The sequence below is a fragment of the Brachybacterium sp. GCM10030267 genome, assembly GCF_042666875.1.
GTDB lineage: Bacteria > Actinomycetota > Actinomycetes > Actinomycetales > Dermabacteraceae > Brachybacterium.
The window spans coordinates 45,577-63,259 of record NZ_JBHTCX010000008.1; the positions used below are offsets into that span (position 1 = coordinate 45,577).

General features: G+C 72.1%; 14 protein-coding genes and 1 tRNA gene. 8 read left to right on the top strand and 7 right to left on the bottom strand.

Annotation, left to right across the window (positions count from 1 at the left end):
• The first annotated feature begins 23 nt into the window (after window positions 1-23).
• The 5 genes from ACFQS2_RS07125 (at window position 24) to hemL (ending at window position 5,465) form a co-directional block, all read left to right on the top strand.
• Complete coding sequence (locus ACFQS2_RS07125) at window positions 24-1,259, top strand: ferrochelatase (protein ID WP_377793165.1); 1,236 nt, start codon at window positions 24-26, stop codon at window positions 1,257-1,259.
• Window positions 1,256-2,206 carry a hydroxymethylbilane synthase gene (hemC, locus tag ACFQS2_RS07130; RefSeq protein WP_377793166.1) on the top strand — a complete coding sequence of 317 codons (951 nt, stop codon included), beginning with the start codon at window positions 1,256-1,258 and terminating at the stop codon, window positions 2,204-2,206. The genes ACFQS2_RS07125 and hemC overlap by 4 nt, the downstream gene beginning before the upstream one ends.
• Window positions 2,206-2,985: a uroporphyrinogen-III synthase gene (locus tag ACFQS2_RS07135; RefSeq protein WP_377018365.1), complete on the top strand. Its 780-nt coding sequence runs from the start codon at window positions 2,206-2,208 to the stop codon at window positions 2,983-2,985. Before hemC ends, ACFQS2_RS07135 begins: the two co-directional genes overlap by 1 nt.
• Window positions 2,986-3,025: 40 nt before the next feature.
• Window positions 3,026-4,054, top strand: coding sequence for a porphobilinogen synthase (gene hemB / locus ACFQS2_RS07140; protein WP_377018366.1), 1,029 nt, complete (start codon window positions 3,026-3,028; stop codon window positions 4,052-4,054).
• Between the two features lie 97 nt (window positions 4,055-4,151).
• On the top strand, window positions 4,152-5,465 hold the full coding sequence (gene hemL / locus ACFQS2_RS07145) for a glutamate-1-semialdehyde 2,1-aminomutase (protein ID WP_377793167.1): 1,314 nt from the start codon (window positions 4,152-4,154) through the stop codon (window positions 5,463-5,465).
• Window positions 5,466-5,495: 30 nt separating this feature from the next.
• On the opposite strand, the gene ACFQS2_RS07150 is transcribed toward hemL, so the two are convergent.
• Window positions 5,496-7,232, bottom strand: coding sequence for an HNH endonuclease (locus ACFQS2_RS07150; protein ID WP_377018368.1), 1,737 nt, complete (start codon window positions 7,230-7,232; stop codon window positions 5,496-5,498).
• A 271-nt stretch (window positions 7,233-7,503) separates the two neighbouring features.
• On the opposite strand from ACFQS2_RS07150, the gene ACFQS2_RS07155 reads away from it, so the two are divergent.
• Both ACFQS2_RS07155 and ACFQS2_RS07160 read left to right on the top strand, forming a co-directional pair.
• A tRNA-Met gene (locus ACFQS2_RS07155) sits at window positions 7,504-7,577 on the top strand.
• A 59-nt stretch (window positions 7,578-7,636) separates the two neighbouring features.
• On the top strand, window positions 7,637-8,296 hold the full coding sequence (locus ACFQS2_RS07160) for a pentapeptide repeat-containing protein (RefSeq protein ID WP_377018369.1): 660 nt from the start codon (window positions 7,637-7,639) through the stop codon (window positions 8,294-8,296).
• A gap of 27 nt (window positions 8,297-8,323) precedes the next feature.
• Here the strand turns inward: ACFQS2_RS07160 and ACFQS2_RS07165 are convergent, their stop codons facing one another.
• The 6 genes from ACFQS2_RS07165 to ACFQS2_RS07190 all read right to left on the bottom strand — a co-directional run bounded on the left by ACFQS2_RS07165 (window position 8,324) and on the right by ACFQS2_RS07190 (window position 16,487).
• Window positions 8,324-8,953 (bottom strand): GNAT family N-acetyltransferase, encoded by a 630-nt coding sequence (locus tag ACFQS2_RS07165; RefSeq protein ID WP_377793168.1) that lies wholly within the window; start codon window positions 8,951-8,953, stop codon window positions 8,324-8,326.
• Window positions 8,950-10,068, bottom strand: coding sequence for a glycosyltransferase family 4 protein (locus ACFQS2_RS07170; RefSeq protein ID WP_377018371.1), 1,119 nt, complete (start codon window positions 10,066-10,068; stop codon window positions 8,950-8,952). The genes ACFQS2_RS07165 and ACFQS2_RS07170 overlap by 4 nt, the downstream gene beginning before the upstream one ends.
• A 10-nt stretch (window positions 10,069-10,078) precedes the next feature.
• Window positions 10,079-11,227 carry an NAD-dependent epimerase/dehydratase family protein gene (locus ACFQS2_RS07175; RefSeq protein ID WP_377018372.1) on the bottom strand — a complete coding sequence of 383 codons (1,149 nt, stop codon included), beginning with the start codon at window positions 11,225-11,227 and terminating at the stop codon, window positions 10,079-10,081.
• 330 nt (window positions 11,228-11,557) lie between these two features.
• Window positions 11,558-14,731 carry an alpha-mannosidase gene (locus ACFQS2_RS07180; protein ID WP_377018373.1) on the bottom strand — a complete coding sequence of 1,058 codons (3,174 nt, stop codon included), beginning with the start codon at window positions 14,729-14,731 and terminating at the stop codon, window positions 11,558-11,560.
• Between the two features lie 140 nt (window positions 14,732-14,871).
• A complete protein-coding gene (locus ACFQS2_RS07185; protein WP_377018374.1) occupies window positions 14,872-15,687 on the bottom strand; it encodes a serine hydrolase domain-containing protein in 816 nt (271 codons plus the stop codon).
• Entirely contained in the window at window positions 15,684-16,487 is an 804-nt protein-coding gene (locus ACFQS2_RS07190; protein WP_377018433.1) for a serine hydrolase domain-containing protein, read from the bottom strand. The genes ACFQS2_RS07185 and ACFQS2_RS07190 overlap by 4 nt, the downstream gene beginning before the upstream one ends.
• Before the next feature lie 311 nt (window positions 16,488-16,798).
• On the opposite strand from ACFQS2_RS07190, the gene ACFQS2_RS07195 reads away from it, so the two are divergent.
• Window positions 16,799-17,545 (top strand): peptidoglycan-binding protein, encoded by a 747-nt coding sequence (locus ACFQS2_RS07195; protein ID WP_377018375.1) that lies wholly within the window; start codon window positions 16,799-16,801, stop codon window positions 17,543-17,545.
• The last annotated feature ends 138 nt before the right edge of the window (window positions 17,546-17,683 follow it).

The following is a 17,683-nucleotide window of genomic DNA, read 5'->3' on the forward strand; positions in this document are numbered from 1 at the left end:
CCCGTTCCCGGAGGAACACCCAGATGACCACCACCCAGCCCGCGCCGTACGACGCGATCATGTTCGCCTCCTTCGGCGGCCCCGAGGGACAGGACGACGTGATCCCGTTCCTGCGCAACGTCACCCGCGGCCGCGGCGTGCCCGACGAGCGCCTGGAGGAGGTCGCCGGGCACTACCGCGCTCTCGGCGGCCGCTCCCCCATCAATGAGCAGAACCGCGCCATGATCTCCGCCCTGGAGACGGAGCTCGCCGGCCGCGGCATCGACCTGCCGATCTACTTCGGAAACCGCAACTGGGAGCCGTACACGGCTGACGCGATCTCCTCGCTGCACGCCGACGGCCACCGCCGGGTGCTCGCCCTGATCACCAGCGCCTACTCTTCCTACTCCGGCTGCCGCCAGTACCGCGAGGACTTCGCCCGACGGCTGGACGAGGCGGGCCTGCTGGGCGAGATGAGCATCGAGAAGTCCCGTGCCTACTTCAACCACCCCGGCTTCCTGGAGCCCGTGGTCGACGGGGTCCGCTCCGCGCTGGCCGAGCTCCAGCGCGAGGGCCACGACGCCGACCGGGTGCGGGTGCTGTTCTCGACCCACTCCATCCCGCTGGCGATGGCCGCCGCCTCCGGGCCGGCCGGTGCCGAGGCCCCTGCCGTGCCCGGCACCGACGAGCAGGGCGCCGACGAGCAGGGGGGCTGGTACGTCGCCCAGCACCTGGCGGCCTGCCGCTACGTCATGGACCAGATCGAGGAGGACCTGCCCGGCCTTCCCGACTGGGAGCTGGTCTACCAGTCCCGCTCCGGCTCCCCGCACGTGCCGTGGCTCGAGCCCGACGTCAACGACGTCATCGAGCAGGTCGCGAGCGAGGACAGCGCCGACGCCGTGGTCGTGGTTCCGATCGGTTTCGTCAGCGACCACGTCGAGGTGATCTGGGATCTGGACACCGAGGCGAAGGAGACCGCCGAGGAGCACGGGCTCGCCTTCCGCCGCGTCGCCACCTCCGGGACCGACGAACGGTTCATCGCGGCCCTGGCCGATGTCGTCGCCGAGCACCTCGATCCCTCCCGCGAGCGCGCCGCGGTCACCGAGCTCGGGCCCGTGGACGATCTGTGCGGCCATAACTGCTGTCAGCTCCACGCCGAGCGGGCGGTCCCCGCCGAGCACAGCATCGACTCCCTCGAGGAGATCGCGGCAGAGCTGCGCGAGCGGGACAGCGCCGCGCCAGCACCGGCGGGAGCGACTCCGGCGGGAGCGGCCTCGTGAGCCTGCGGATCGGCACCCGCGCCTCCCAGCTGGCCCTGACCCAGTCCGAGCAGGTGGGCCGAGCACTCGTGGCCGGCAGCGGTCACGAGCTGGAGCTGGTCCACGTCAGCACCCACGGGGACGTGGATCGCACCAGTCCGCTGGCGCAGATCGGCGGCACGGGCGTGTTCGTCACCGCCGTGCGCCAGGCGCTGCTGGACGGCGAGGTCGACGTGGTGGTCCATTCCTGCAAGGACCTGCCCACCGCGCAGCCGCCGCAGATCGCCCTGGCCTGCATCCCGGCCCGGGAGGACCCGCGCGACGCGCTGTGCGCCCGCGACGGGCTCACCCTCGCGCAGCTGCCCCAGGGGGCCAAGGTCGGCACCGGCTCCCCCCGCCGCGGGGCGCAGCTGCTGCGCGCCCGCCCGGATCTCGACGTGGTCGACATCCGCGGCAATGTGGAGACCCGGCTCGCCCGGGCACTCGGGTCCGACGCGGATCTGGACGCGGTGGTGCTGGCTGCCTCCGGCCTGCAGCGCGTGGGCCGCGGCGAGGTGATCAGCGAGCTGCTGCCCGTCGAGGTGATGCTGGCCGCGCCCGCCCAGGGCGCCCTGGCGGTCGAGGTGCGGGCGGACGCAGCGGAGGTGGCAGCGGAGCCCGGCACGGACTCCTGGCTCCCCGCCGCCCTGACCGCCGTCGAGGACGGCGGCACCCGCGCCGCCATCACCGCCGAGCGCGCTCTGCTGGGGTCCCTGGAGGCGGGCTGCTCCGCCCCGGTCGCCGCGTTCGCCGAGGTCACCGGGTCCTCACTGCGGCTGCGGGCCCTGGCGATCCGGCCCGACGGATCCCACGTCGTCGAGGGCGAGGCCGTCGGGGCGCTCGGGGACCCGGCCCGGCTCGGCGAGGATCTCGCCGCGGACCTGCTCGAGCGCGGAGCCGGGGAGATCCTCGCGGAGGCGAAGGCCTGATGACCCACCCGTCCCGCGGCCGTCCCGTCCTGGTCACCCGACCGGCCGGACGCGCGGACGGCCTGGTCGCGCTCTTGGAGGAACTCGGTCTGACCGTCCGGCACCAGCCGCTGGTCCGCCTCGTGCTCGAGGGCGGCCCGGAGCTGACCGCGGCGCTCGACCGCCTGGCCGCCGGAGCCTTCACGCAGCTGGTGGTCACCTCCCGCACCGCCGTCGAGGCGATGCTCGTCCGCAGCCCGAGCGTCACCGTCCACCCGAACACCCAGGTGGTCGCGGTCGGCGAGGGCACCGCGTCGGCTCTCACCACAGCCGGTGCCCCACCGGACCTGGTCGCCTCCGGCTCCGGCGCCGCGCTGGTGAGAGAGATCCCTCCGGCCGACGTCTCTCCCGGCGCCGCCGGTGCGGCCGGGACTGCCGGGCCCGCCACGGTCCTGTTCCCGGCCTCGGCCGCCGCCTCCCCCGTCGTGCCCGACGGCCTGCGCGCCAAGGGCTATCGGGTCGAGCACGTCATCGCCTACCGTCCCGAGCCGGTCGAGCCGCCCGCCGAGTTCGCCCGCGCGCTGGCCGCCGGCGACGTCGGCGCGATCGTGCTGACGTCCCCGATGGCCGCCCGTCTGGCCGCGGAGCTCGGCGTCCACGCCTCGATCCCCGTCGTCACCATCGGAGATCCCACCAGCGAGGCCGCCCGCGCGGCAGGCCTCGACGTCACCCAGCAGGCCGCCGCGCCCACCGATGCGGACCTCGCCGACGCGGTGAGAGCCGTGCTGGCTCGCCCCTGACCCGCCACCGAATCCACCGCTCACGATTCCAGGAGTTCTCATGACCACCCCGTCCTCCGTCGGCCCCACCCCGATCGACCGGCCTCGCCGCCTGCGCTCGAACGCGGCCATGCGGTCGCTGGTCCGGGAGAGCACCCTGCGCCCCGCCGACCTCGTGCTGCCGATGTTCGTGCGCGAGGGCGCCACCGAGCCCACGCCCATCACCTCGATGCCCGGAGTCCAGCAGCACTCTCTGGACTCCCTGGTCGCGGCCGCCACCGAGGCGGTCGAGCGCGGCGTGGGCGGGCTCATGCTGTTCGGCGTGCCCGAGCACAAGGACGCGATCGGCTCCGGCGCCACCGACCCCAACGGCATCCTCAACCAGGCCCTGGCGCGGCTGCGCTCCGAGCTAGGCGATTCCACCGTGATCATGGCGGACCTGTGCCTGGACGAGTTCACCGACCACGGCCACTGCGGCGTGCTCGACGCCGACGGCCGGGTCGACAACGACGCCAGCCTGCTGCGCTACCGCGAGATGGCCCTCGCCCAGGCGGAGGCCGGCGCGCACCTGCTGGGGCCCTCGGGCATGATGGACGGCCAGATCGCCGCGATCCGCGAGGCGCTGGACGACGCCGGCCACCTCGAGGTGGCGCTGTACGCCTACACCGCCAAGTACGCCTCGGCGTTCTACGGGCCGTTCCGCGAGGCCGTCGACTCCACGTTGCAGGGCGATCGGCGCACCTACCAGCAGGATCCGGCCAATGGCCGTGAGGCGCTGCGCGAGCTCTCCCTCGACCTCGCCGAGGGCGCTGACCTGGTGATGGTCAAGCCCGGCTTGCCCTACCTCGACGTGCTGCGCGACGTGGCCGAGCAGTCCCCGGTACCGGTGGGGACCTACCAGGTCTCCGGCGAGTACGCGATGATCGAGGCGGCTGCCGCCAACGGCTGGGTGGACCGCGACCGCACCGTGCTGGAGTCGCTGCTGGCCTTCCGCCGCGCCGGCGCCTCGACCGTGCTGACCTACTACGCGAGCGAGGTCGCCGGGTGGTACCGCGACGGCCTCCCGGCCCACCTGCGCGAGTTCTTCTGAGCCGCTCACGCCGGCACCGGCACCCGTTGCCGTTCTCGCACCCGCACCCGCACCCGCACCCGTTCGGATCATTCCCCGCACCCGTCAGGAGTCCTCGATGACCACCTCCTCCCCCGTCTCCGCCGACCTCTTCGCCCGCGCCCAGAAGGTGATCGCCTCCGGCGTGAACTCGCCCGTGCGTGCCTACGGCTCCGTCGGCGGCACCCCGCCGTTCATCACCAGCGCCTCCGGTGCCCTGCTGCACGACGCCGACGGCCGCGAGTACGTCGACCTGGTCGGATCCTGGGGCCCGATGATCCTCGGCCATGCTCATGAGGGCGTCGTCGAGGCGGTGCGCGAGGCGGCCGGTCGCGGGCTCTCCTTCGGCGCCCCGCAGCCGGGCGAGGTCACGCTCGCCGAGGAGGTCGCCTCGCGGGTGGGACCGATCGAGCAGTTGCGCCTGGTCAACTCCGGCACCGAGGCGACGATGAGCGCGCTGCGGGTGGCACGGGCCGCGACCGGACGCGACGTGGTCGTGAAGTTCGCCGGTTGCTACCACGGGCACGTCGACGCCCTGCTGGCCGAGGCCGGCAGCGGCGTGGCCACGTTCGCGATGCCGGGCTCGGCCGGAGTGACCGCGGCGACCGCGCGCGACACCGTGGTTCTGCCGTACGGGGACCGCGAGGCGGTGGCGGCCCTGTTCGCCGAGCGGGGCAGCGAGATCGCCGCGGTGATCACCGAGGCGGCGCCGGCGAACATGGGCGTCGTCCCGCCGCTGGAGGCCGACGGGTCCGGTTTCAACCGCTTCCTGTCCGAGACCGCGCACGCGGCGGGCTCTCTGCTGATCACGGACGAGGTGCTGACCGGGTTCCGCGCGAGCCGCGAGGGCTACTACGGGATCGACGGCGAGGGCTGGGCGCCGGATCTGATGACGTTCGGCAAGGTCATCGGAGGCGGTCTGCCGGTGGGTGCCTTCGGCGGGCGCCGGGACCTGATGGACCTGCTCTCCCCCGCCGGGCCCGTGTACCAGGCCGGCACGCTGTCGGGGAACCCGCTGGCGACGGCGGCGGGCCTGGCGACCTTCGCCGGGCTGGACGAGGCCGCCTACGAGAGGCTCGGCGCCGCATCCCGCACCCTGCAGCAGCTGGTGGCCGATGCGCTGACCGCCGCCGGTGTGCCGCACGTGATCCAGACGGCCGGCACGCTCTTCTCGGTGTTCTTCCGCGAGGAGCCGGTGACGACGTACGAGGATGCGAAGGCGCAGGACACCGAGGCGTTCACGCGTTTCTTCCACGCCATGCTCGAGGCGGGCGTCTACCTGCCTCCGTCGGCCTTCGAGGCCTGGTTCGTCTCGACCGCCCACACGCAGGACGTGCTGGACCGCATCGCGGAGGCTCTGCCGGGCGCGGCGAAGGCTGCGGCCGCGGTGTGAGCTGAGGGGGAACCGCGGGCGCAGGCGGGTTCAGGCACGGGGCCCGCGACCGCGGGCGGCGCGTCCGATACGTGTTCGTCGGCGGTTCCGATGCGGGCTGCGTCGGGCGTGCTCCCGCCGTCGGCCCGGGCCCTGCGTCCGCCGGTCGTCTGTGCGCTGATCATCGCTGCGCGGTGCTTTCAGCCTCTGCCTTAGCCTCGGCCTCGGCCGCCGGCCGTTCCTCGGCCGTGCCTTCCTGGTCTTCCCCGTCTTCGCTCGCTCCGCTGCCGCCTTCGCGGAGCGGACGCTCCCGGCGGGAGCGCGATCCGGGATCGGGCGCGTCAAGGCCTCGGCCGTGGTCGTGCGAGTGGTGCCGGTGCGGGTGGTCCAGGTGACACGGTGGCCGGGCGCGCCAGGGTCGCGTCGGACGCTGCGCAGCTGCTGTTCCTTGCCGTTGCACAGCGCGCAGAGGCCCTGACCGTTCTCGAGGCAGGTGTGGCCACCGGTGGCGTGCGGGGTGATGTGGTCGGTCTGGCGGATCGGTGCGTCGCAGAACGGCCCACGACAGGTCGCATCCCGCCACAGCACGAATCGCGCCAGGGCCTTGGGGAAGGTACGGGCCACCGAATCGACCCCGACCAGTTCGCCCGTCGTGGGGTGGGTGTAGAGCCGACGGAGAACAGCCCGCAGCTCGGGACCGTCCGGGCCGAGGGCATCCCGGGCGCCCTCGCCGGGCGGGCGGAAGAGAGTCCTGAGCTCCTCGCGGATCGCCTCGGCGGGAACAGGTCCGTACCCCTCGATGCGAGCCAGGTCCCCGCTGTGCGGATGCAGCAGAGCGCGGTCGGTGATCATCACGCCGATGTCCAGCGAGTCGGACTCCATCGCACCGTCGTCGCCGAGCAGCGTGGCCACGAAGGAGTCGGCCTGGATCGCTGCATGGCCGCGCTTGTCCCCGTCGGCGCGCTGGCGTTCGGCGTCGAGGCTGAGCCGTTTGCGGATCTTGGCGGCATCCAGCGCGGGGACGCGGGCCGAGACGGTGGCCATGCCGTGCTCGCCCCGACGCACGGTGACGTATCGCTTCTGGCGCGACGTGAGATGTCTGCGCTCCTCGCCACCGGCATCCGCTTCCTCGATCACGGCGTCGACCTCGCGTTTCCACCGCTCAGGGCCTGCGGCATCCAGATCCGGCAGCCGTTCACCGAGGTGCTCATCCACCTTCTCCCGCTGCGTCGGTGACAGGGGCGCGACGGAGGTGGCGGTGGCCTGCGCGGCCTTGGAACTGACCTGTGCCGTCGCGAGCGCCTCGAGGATGTTGGGCATGGACTCCACCAGTCGCCGACTGGAGGCGACAGTTCGGCCCGACGTCGAGGGGGATCGGCGTGTGACCATCGAGACCTCTCGCGCCGCGGTCCGCTCCGCCTGCTTGTCGAGCACGCGGTCCGACGGGGCGGCCCCCGGCTCATTCGCCGCGTCGGCGGCAGCTTCGGCGTGACGATCCCGCTTGAGGGAGTCCGCCAGGGCCACCACGGCGCGGGCTTCGAGAGCGTCGAGAGCGCCCGTCGCTTCATGGATCCGCCCGATCACGTCCCTGAATTCGGTCGCCGGGTGCGTCCCTGGCTCGAAGATCTCTCCCGGTTCCGTGGCGAGGGAGGAGAGCAGGTAGACGATGTCGCCGAGTTCTGTCGCGAGCCGCCGAGGACCACCTGCGCGCACGGTCTCGACCAGCCGCTCGGAGTAACCCCCGGCGGTCTGATCGCGGCCCGGCTGTCCCGGCTCGGAAGTAGTCATGCGTCCACAGTGCAGCGCTGCGGTACGGCGGAGAAGCTGTCCGCCGAGAATGTGGAGAACTTCCGTTGTGGAGGAATCCTCACCGGTGTGAGGACGGAGGCGGACCGGATCCTGCGCCAGCACGAGCCGTATAGAAGGCCATCTTCGTGATCGGCCACAAGAACGCCCTTGACGCTCCGCGTCGGCCTTTGACAGTTCATGACGGCGCACTCGACAACGTCAGCTCGACCGCCGCACAGTGAAGGGGCGCCGTCAGCCGAGACCGGCGCATCGCTCCGTAGCTCAGCCCGGAAGAGCAGCTCCCCCATAAGGAGTGGGTCGTAGGTTCGAATCCTGCCGGAGCGTCGAGGCGTCACCCCGACCGCGCACACTGGAGGTCCCCTCCCCGAAGGAGCCTCGCGCCGATGCGGAAGACACCGACGACCACGCACCCCGTCCTGAGCCACCTCGCGCTGCCTGACCTGGAGCCGGCAGACGCCGCCGACCTCGCCGAGCACGGAAGCTACGAGGCGCTCCGCCTCGACGGCGGCGACATCAGCGGCCGCACCCTGGCCGGAGCCACCTTCACCGAATGCGAGCTCATCGGGCTCACCGCGCACGGGACCAGCCTGCAATCGGCGCGGCTCATCGAGAGCCGGATCGAACGGCTGAACGCCCCCGTGCTGAACGCCTCGCGCTCGACGTGGCGCGAGGTCGAGCTGAGCGGCTCCCGGATCGGCGCACTCGACATCTACGACGCGGGCATCCATTCGACCCGCATCGCCGGCAGCAAGCTCGACTGGATCAACCTGCGCTCCTCGACGCTCGAGGACGTCCTGTTCGAGGACTGCACGATCGAGGAGCTCGACCTCACCGGCGTAACCGCCACCCGCGTCGCCTTCGTCAACTGCCGCGCCGGCAGCCTCGCCCTCGCCCACGCCCGCCTGCGCGACGTGGACCTACGCGGCCTGGAGATGGGCCCGATCAGCAACCTCGAGGGGATGGCCGGCGCGACGATCGATGACGCCCAGCTGACCGCGCTCGCCCCGGCCTTCGCGGCGCATCTCGGGGTGCGGGTCGAATAGCCGGCGGCCGGCGGCACGGGACCGGCCTCAACCGCCCAGACGATGCCTCAGCGCGGCGCGCACGCCCGGCCACTCCCCTGCCAGGATCGAGTAGACGACCGTGTGGCGAACCGTGCCGTCGGGCAGGATCCGATGCGCGCGCAAGATGCCCTCCTGCTGGGCGCCGAGCCGCTCCACTGCCCGGCGCGAGGCGTGGTTGAGGTGGTGGACGCGGAACTCGACGCGGAGACACCCGAGCGTGTCGAAGGCGTGTGTGAGCAGGAGCAGCTTCATCTCGGCGTTGACCCCGGTGCGGTGGGCGGAGGCCGCCAGGTAGGTGTTGCCGATCTCCAGGCCGCGGTCGGCCAGGGCCAGGTTCATGAAGGTGGTCAGTCCCAGCACCCGCCCGTCGGCCGGCCGTACCACCGCCCAGGCGAGGCGGCGGCCGGCGTCGACGTCCCCGCGCAGGGAGGCGACCGAGGCGTCGACCTCGGCGGGTGCGGGGATGTGCGGCGCATAGGGCAGGCGCCAGATCTCCCCGTCGGCCACCGCCGCGCGCAGGCCGTCCGCATGCTCCTCGGCGAGCGGCTCGAGCCGCACCCGCTCTCCGGTCAGCATGACCGGCTCCAGCGCGGCCAGCGGCGTGGTGGGCACCGGCCGGGTCGAGGATTCCCTCACCCGTGCTGCTCGATGGCCATCTCGTAGTACCGCAGCAGGTCGTCCGACGCGTTCTCCCACGAGAACTTCTCCGCCTCGGCGCGGGCGGCCTCGCGGATGGTTCCGCGAAGGCCCGGATCCGAGAGCCGGCTCAGCGCCGCGTCGAGGCTCTCCTCGTTCCCGGAGTCGAACAGCAGGCCGTTGACGCCGTCGGTGACCTGCTCCATCGTCGGCCCGGAGCGGGCGGCGACCACCGGCAGCCCCGAGGCCATCCCCTCGAGGATCACCAGCCCCAGGGTCTCGGTGACCGAGGGGAACACGAACGCGTCGGCGCTGGCGAAGGCCGAGGCGAGCTCCTCGCCCTCCATGAAGCCGGGGAACAGCGTCGAGGTGCCGGCGAAGAGGTTCTCCAGCTCGCTGCGGTAGGGCCCGTCGCCGATGATCGCGAGCGCCACGTCGTCCCGGCGCTCCATCATCGGCCGCAGCGTGTGGATCTCCTTCTCCGCGGCCAGACGGCCGACGAACACCAGCAGCTTCTTCTCCGGATGCCCCTGCGTGAGCCGCTCCCGCATCGCCCCGGAGGCGAAGCCGGGATGGAAGGTCCGGGTGTCCACACCGCGGCGCACCACGTGCAGGTTCGCCAGGCCCTTCTCGGCGAGCTCGGACCGCATCGACTCGGAGGTCGCCAGATTAATGTCGGCCAGGGCGTGGTTGCGCTTGATCTGCCACCACACGGCCGGCTTGCCCCAGGACCACGCCCGGTACAGATCCAGATAGCGCGGGATGTGCGTGTGGTAGCTGGCCACCAGCGGGATCCGCTGGCGATGGGCGGCGTAGGCCCCCGAGGAGGCCAGCAGGATCGGCTGGGCCGCGTGGACCACGTCCGGGTGGAAGCCACGGATGATGCCGTCCACGTTGGGGCTGGGCAGGGTGAACCGCCGGTGCTTGTAGAACGGCAGCGTCACCGGGCGGATGCCCACCACCCGGGCCCCGTGGTGCTTGGTGACCCCGAGGTCCGGGGCGACGACCATGACCTCGTGCCCGTGGTCGACGAACCGCTCGACGGCGTGGCGCAGGCGCGTGACCACGCCGTCGACGGACGGCAGGAACGTCTCCGTGACGATCGCGATCTTCACGGTCGCCGCGTCACTTCCAGGTCACGGTGGGCATGACCAGCTCGCGCTTGACCCGGTCGGTGTTGTTCTGGGCGACCTTGAGGACCTCGACGAGGTGCTCGTCGGTCAGCAGGTGGGGCTCCAGCCCCAGGTCCAGCAGGTTGGTGTTGGTCGCGTTGTAGTAGTGGTCGTACTTCTCCACGCGCGGGTTCTCGGTGGTCGCGAGGTTCGCCTCCAGGCCCAGGTCGCGGGCGACCTTCTGGACCTTCTCGGCCAGCTCCTTGACCGAGAACTGCTCGGTGAACTGGTTGTAGACGCGGAACTCGCCGCGGTCGGCCGGGTTCTCGCAGGCGATCTCGATGCAGCGCACGGTGTCCTGGATGTCCAGGTAGCCGCGGGTCTGGCTGCCGTTACCGTAGACGGTGAGGTCGTGGCCGATGGCCGCCTGGATGATGAAGCGGTTCAGGGCCGTGCCGAAGACCGCGTCGTAGTCGAAGCGGTTGACCAGGCGCGGGTCCAGGCGGGTCTCGTCGGTCTCCAGGCCGTAGACGACGCCCTGGTTCAGGTCCGTGGCGCGGATGCCCCAGATGCGGCAGGCGAACATGATGTTGTCGCTGTCGTGGACCTTGGTGAGGTGGTAGAACGAGCCGGGCTGCTTGGGGAAGGGCAGACGGTCCGTGCGGCCCTTGTGCTCGATCTCGATCCAGCCCTCCTCGATGTCGATGTTGGGCTGGCCGTACTCCCCCATCGTGCCGAGCTTGACGAGGTGGCAGTCCGGGGCGTGGTCCTTGATGGCCCACAGGACGTTCAGGGTGCCCTCGACGTTGTTGCGGTGGTTCTCGATCGCGTGCTCGCGGTCGATCATCGAGTACGGGGCGCTGCGGTGCTCGGCGAAGTGCACGAAGGACTCGGGCTGGATGTCCTCGAACAGGGAGGTCACCGCGTCGTAGTCGGTGAGGTCGGCGATCCGGACCGCGATGTCCTTGCCGGAGACCTCCTTCCAGGCCGCCACCCGCTCCTCGAGGGAGAGGATCGGGGTCATGGAGTTCGATCCCAGCTCCTCGTCGATCTCGCGACGCACCAGGTTGTCCACGATCGTGACGTCGTGACCCTTCTGCGACAGGTACAGGGCAGTGGGCCAGCCACAGAATCCGTCTCCACCGGCGACGACGATCTTCATCTCGAGAGTCCTCCAAAAGGTCCAGGTCCCGGCCTGCGGATGGGGTCCGCATCCGGATGGTGCAACAGCGAGTCGGCTCTAAACGTAGCCGAGGACGCAGGCCGCTCAAAGACGGCCGCCGCCCGCGGTGAACAGCCGGGGAACAGGCCGTGACGAACGCGTCCGACGACGGACCGGCGGCCCGATTCACCACGGCGGACGCCACTGTAGCGTCCCTGGCCGGGCAGTTCTGACGCGGGCCCCGCGGACGGCCGGAGACCTACCTCCCGGTCGCCCTCGCTCGCCGCGGGTCAGCCGCGCGAGTCACCCCGCGCGAGCCAACGCCGCGAGTCACCCGCGCGCGATCCGCAGCGTCTTGATCTCGAAGGGGCGGAAGGCCAGCTCCACGCTGCCGTCCTCACCGCGCGTCAGCGCCGAGCGGACAGCGGGGGCGTCCTCGCCGAAGGGCTGCTCGAGCAGGTCGACGACCGAGACGGCCGTCCCGAGCGCCCCGTCCAGCCTCACCGTCGCCGACGCACGGGCGCCCTCGGACTCGTACAGCCGCACCACGAGATCACCGGAACGGTCCTCGGCCAGCTTCACCGTCTCCATCAGCACGCTCGGGGAATCGACGGCGACCAGCGGCGCGGCGGCGGCCGGCGCACCGGCGCCGCCGAGGAAGCGCTCGGGCAGGTTGATCCGGTACCCCTCCTCGATGGCCTCGCGGATCCCCGCCCCGGGCCGCACCGCGACCCGCAGCGTGTACGTCCCGTGGTCGGCGCCGGGGTCGGGGTACTCCGGGGCGCGCACCAGGGTGAGCCGGGTCGTGGTGGTGGTCCCGCCGTCGTCCTCGCGCACGGTGCGCAGCACGTCGTGGCCGTAGGTGGAGTCGTTGGCGATGGCCACCCCGTAGTCGCCCTCGGCGAGGTGGACCCAGCGGTGGGCGCAGGTCTCGAAGCGGGCGAAGTCCCAGCTGGTGTTCACGGGGATGGGCCGGTCGAGGTGGCCGAACTGGATCTCGCTGCTGAGGTGGGCGGCGCGCACGTCGAGGGGGAAGGCGAGTTTGAGGGCCTTCTTGCGCTCGCGCCAGTCGATGTCGTGGATGATCTCCAGCGACTCGTCGTCCGGGCGCAGCCGGTAGGTCTTGACGATGGTGGACCCGGCGCCGGTGACGCCGGAGGTCTCGGCCCCGTCGGCCAGCGCGGTGGTGTAGGTGAAGGAGACCCGCACGCCGGCGTCGGCCTCGCTGACCTCGACGTCGGTGGGGGTCTCGAGGTCCCGCACCACGTGGCGGTAGAACTCGTCGATGTCCCAGGCGTCCCAGGCGTTGGGGGTGTCGCGGTGCAGCTGCAGCAGCGCGCCGCGGCTGCCGGGGGCGATGGCCTCGCGGCCGCTCGCGCGGTCCACCAGCGAGGAGATCGCCCCGGAGGGATCCAGCACCGCGCGCACCGAGGCGTTCTCGATGGTGATGGTCCCGCCCTCGCGGATGACGACCACCGCTTCCTGGCCGTTGCTGACCGTCCCGGCGGAGTAGGCGGGAACGCCGCGGCGGGCGACGGGCGCAGTGTTCAGCAGCGTCCGGGAGGGGCAGCCGCCCTCCGCATCGGGTCCGTCAGCGGGCGTCTCGGGCCCTGTGCCCTTCGCGTCGCTCTCCGCGTCCCCGGCGCCGAGTGCGGACAGCGACTGCTCGATGATCCGTTCAGCGCGCTCGGCGATCCGGGCGTGCTGCTGCTCCGCCTCGCGGTGAACCCACGCGATCGAGGAGCCGGGGAGGATGTCGTGGAACTGGTTCAGCAGCGTGTCGTGCCACAGCGCCTCGAGCTCGTCGTACGGGTAGTCGTACCCGGCGCGGATCGCGGCGAGGGAGGCCAGGAACTCGGCCTCGTGCAGCACGTGCTCGCTGCGGCGGTTGCCCTGCTTGGTGCCCAGCTGCGCGGAGTAGGTGCCGCGGTGCAGCTCGAGGTAGAGCTCCCCGTTCCACACCGGGGCGTCGGGGTACTCCTCCCTCGCGCGCTCGAAGAAGTCCTCGGCGGTGCCGAACTCGACGCGCGGGGAGCCCTCGAGGTCGGAGGCCCGGCGGCCGGCGGCCAGCATCTCGCGGGTGGGTCCGCCGCCCCCGTCGCCGTGGCCGAACAGGTCCATCCCGATGCTCGCGCGGCCCTTCTCCTTGAAGTTCCGCTCGAAGTAGGCAAGCTCGGCGCCGCTGAGGTCGCCGTTGTAGGTGTCGGCCGGCGGGAAGTGGGTGAAGACGCTGGTGCCGTCCAGGCCCTCCCAGCGGAAGGTGTGGTGGGGGAAGGTGTTGGTCTGGTTCCAGCTGACCTTCTGGGTCAGGAAGAACTCCTGGCCGGCGAGCGCGGCGATCTGCGGCAGCGCGGCGGAGTAGCCGAAGGAGTCCGGCAGCCACGTCTCCCGCGTCTCGACCCCGAAGTTCTCCCGGAAGAACCGCTTGCCGGCGATGAACTGGCGGGCCATGGCCTCGGAGCCGGGCATGTTGGTGTCCGACTCGACCCACATGCCGCCGACGGGCACGAAGCGCCCCTCGGCGACGTGCTCGGTGATCCGGGCGAACAGCTCGGGGTAGCGGTCCTTCAGCCACTGGTACTGCTGGGCGGAGGAAGCGGAGAAGGTGAGGTCCGGGTCCTGCTCGAGCAGCGTGGCGACGTTGGAGAAGGTGCGGGCGACCTTGCGGACGGTCTCGCGCACGGGCCACAGCCAGGCGGAGTCGATGTGGGCGTGGCCGGTGGCCAGCACGGTCAGCGCCGAGGAGCCGGCCGGTCGCTGCAGCGCGGGGCTCAGCACGTCCCGGGCGGCCTCGGCGGTGCCGGGCAGGTCGTCCGGGTCGACGATGTCGCAGGCGGCCTCGAGGGCGCGCAGGATCTCGTGGCGGCGCTGGCTGGTCTCCGGCAGCTCGGCCATCAGCCCGCTGAGGGCGCGGACGTCCTCGACGAGCTCCCAGATCCGGGTGTCGCGGCGGGCGAGGTGGAGCTGGGAGATCGAGTACAGCTCCTCCTCGGGGATGGTCGCGAGGTCACCGAGCGGGGTGGGGGCGAACGACCATCCGCCCGAGACGGTGGGATTCGCGGCGCACTCGAGGTAGAGGTCGACCTCCTGGCCGGCGGCCAGGGGCAGGTACCGGTTGAAGGGGTTGATGGCCTTCAGCGGGACCCCGTCGGGGGTGAAGGCGAGCGCCTCGGCCTGGAATCCGGGCATGCCGGTGAAGGCGAGGTCGACGAGGAGCTCGGGCGCGGAGGCGTCGTCGTCGGCCCACTCCGCGGGGACGGTGCCGGTGATGTGCAGCCAGGTGGTCGACCAGGGACGGCCCAGCGGCGCGCCGATCTCGATCGGCGCGTAGGGCGAGTCCTCCGCCGCATCCGCGCCGATGGCCTCGTGCGGGGGCACCGGCTCGCCGGGGAGGCGGTGGGCGGTGATCCGGACCGGGGCGGTCTCCTGGTAGATGCCGGGAACGAGGTGGTCGCGGGTGACGCGGCGGATCCTGGCCTCGGTGAGTTCCCTGTCGTCGAACATGAAGGTGCTCCTCAGGGCGCGCTCGGCGCCAGCTGATGGGGCCGGGCGGTGCCGGCAGACGGGTTCGCGGGGCGGCGGGCCGAGCCGCCGCCGATGGCCGAGCTTAGCGACCGCATGAGCCGTGCGTCACGTCCGCGGGCTCAGGCTCGCCGGGCGTGGGCGGCCAGGACGGCGTCGGCCAGGCGCGGCATCACCTCGCGGTGGGCGTCGCAGAAGTCGTGGGAGGTGCCGACCACGAGGGCGAGATCGGCCGCATGGTCCACCCAGAACGCGGTGCCCCGCATCCCGAAGTGCCCGACGGTCTCCTCGCTGTTGGCGGTCCCCGTCCAGTGCGGCGACTTGGCCCCGCGCACCTCGAACCCCAGCCCGAAGGGGTTCGGGCTCTGCTTGCCGAAGCCCGGCATGATGCCCACCAGCTCCGGGAACGACGGGGTGGTCGCGGCGGTGAACCACTCCGGCTCCAGCAGCGTCGGGCGCAGCACCTCCGCGGCGAAGCGCGCCAGGTCGCTCAGGGGGCCGCGGGCGCCGACGGAGGCCGAGCCGCCCCATTCCAGGCGGCTCATCCCCAGCGGGCGCGCGACCTTCTCCCCCACCCAGTCCCCGAAGTCACAGCCCGTGGCTCGCTCGATGTGGCGGGCGGCCTCGTCGATGCCGAAGTTGGAGTAGTGGCGACGTTGCCCGGGCGCCTGCAGCGTCCCGTCGGACTCGTAGAAGTACCCGGAGGCGTGGGCCAGCAGGTGGCGCAGCGTCGCGCCGGGCGGGCCCACCTCGTCGTCGAGGCCGACGTACCCCTCCTGCAGCGCGATCGCGCTCGCGTACCCGGTGAGGGTCTTGGTCACCGAGCGCCAGCGGCGCGGCAGGTCGAGGTCGCCGCGCTGCTCACGCACCCCGTCGGGCCCGAGCACGATCGCGGCGGCCTCGAAGCCGAAGTCCTCCAGCAGATCGAGGGCGCTCATCGCGCGGAGTCGCCGAAGCGGGCGAGGATCTCGTCGCTGAGGCCGGGCCAGATCTCCACGTGCCGGGAGCCGAAGGGCTCGGCGCCGAGGAAGGCGGCGGCCAGGGAGCGCGTCGGGTCGACCCACAGGAAGGAGCCGGACTGGCCGAAGTGCCCGAAGGTCTCGGGGGCGGCGGCGGTGCCGGTCCAGTGCGGATCCTTGCCGTCCCGGATCTCGAACCCCAGGCCCCAGTCGTTGGGCTTCTGGCGCCCGTAGCCGGGCAGGATGCCGGCCAGCCCCGGGAACTGGACGGCGCTCGCCTCGCGCCACAGCTCCCGCGAGATCAGGGTGGGCTCGAGCAGCTCCCGGCCGACGGCCAGCAGGTCCCGGATGCTGCCGCGGTATCCGGCCGCCGGGGAGCCGGTGACCTCGACGTCGCGCAGTGAGAGCCCCTGGACGACGGTCTGCTCCATCCAGTCCTCGTACTCGTACCCGGTGGACTGCTCGACGTGGGCGGCGAGGACCTCGAAGCCGGTGTTGGAGTAGATGCGGCGGGTGCCGGGCGCGGCGACCGTCGACTCCCCGTCGAAGGCGTAGCCGGCGGTGTGCGCCAGCAGGTGGCGGACGGTGGCGCCCTCGGGTCCCGCGGGCTCGTCGAGGTCCACGAGCCCGCGCTCGACGGCGACCAGCACGCCGAGCGCGGCGAGCGGCTTGGAGACGCTGGCCAGATCCCACACCCGCTCGACATCGCCCTGGGTGTGCACGGTGGCGCCGGCGTCGGTGACGCCGAGGGCGTGCTCGAAATCGGCGTCGACCGGGATCTCGGGCCGGCGGGCCTGGCCGGACCGGTCAGGCCGGCGGGGCTGGTCGGGCGGGGGCTGGCTCGCGGTCTCCACGCCTCAAATATGGCACGGGGGCCCGTCCGCCGCGGGCCCGACGGACCGGCCCGCGCTGCTGACCCACTGGAAACCAGGTGCCGACCTGCGGCGTCACAGAACCCTCACAAGAATCTCGGAGACCAGTCGACTTTTCCCCTTGTTTGCACTTCCTTGACCCGTGCAGGATGAAGCCCACATCTCGTACAGGTGCCCAGAAAATCAGTCCGTCAGGGGAGAACAGAGGGGAAGAGATCATGTCGATCATCACCAGAAGCAGTGCACGAGCAAGCGGCCCGGCCGCGCCCGGCCGTTCCAGGACACCGACCCGCCGCACCCTGCTGCTCGGGGTGGGCACGCTGGGCGCCGGGCTCGCCGTGGGCGCCGGCCCCGCCGCCGCGGCCCCGACGCTGCGCAAGGGGGACCGCAGCTCGGACGTGACGGCCCTGCAGGAGGACCTGACTTCGCTGAACTACTGGTGCGGCGAGGCCGACGGCAGCTTCGGGCACATCACCGAGCAGGCCGTGTTCGCCCTGCAGAAGGCGGGAGGCCTGGCCACGGACGGCGTCGTCGGCCCGGACACGTACGGCGCGATCGCGGACGGCGTCCAGCCGAGCCGGGAGCAGACCGAGGGGTACAGCTTCGAGGTCGATCTCAGCACGCAGCTGATCACCGCCACCTGGGACAGCGACCTGCGGTACATCCTGAACACCTCCACCGGCAGCGGCGAGGAGTACTACTCCGACGGGCGCTGGAAGACGGCGACCACGCCGGAGGGCGACTTTGAGATGTACTCCTTCTACCCCGACGGCTGGCAGTCCGGCTCGCTGGGGGACCTGTACCGCCCCGGGTACTACGACCGCGGCTGGGCCATCCACGGATCCACGTCGATCCCGACCTACCCGGCCTCCCACGGCTGCTGCCGCATCTCCACCGCCGCCACCGACATGCTGTGGTCGCGCGGCTGGATGGTCGAGGGCCGTCGCGTCCACGTCCACGCCTGACCTGCCCGCCGGGAGTCCTTTACGGTTCCTGCACGAATCCCTTGCTGCCCCACCGCTCCGTCGGCGGGTCGATGACCTGGCCACGCGCTACGATCGGGAGGGCGAACAGCCCCGTCGGCCGGCGGGGTGCAGGGACAG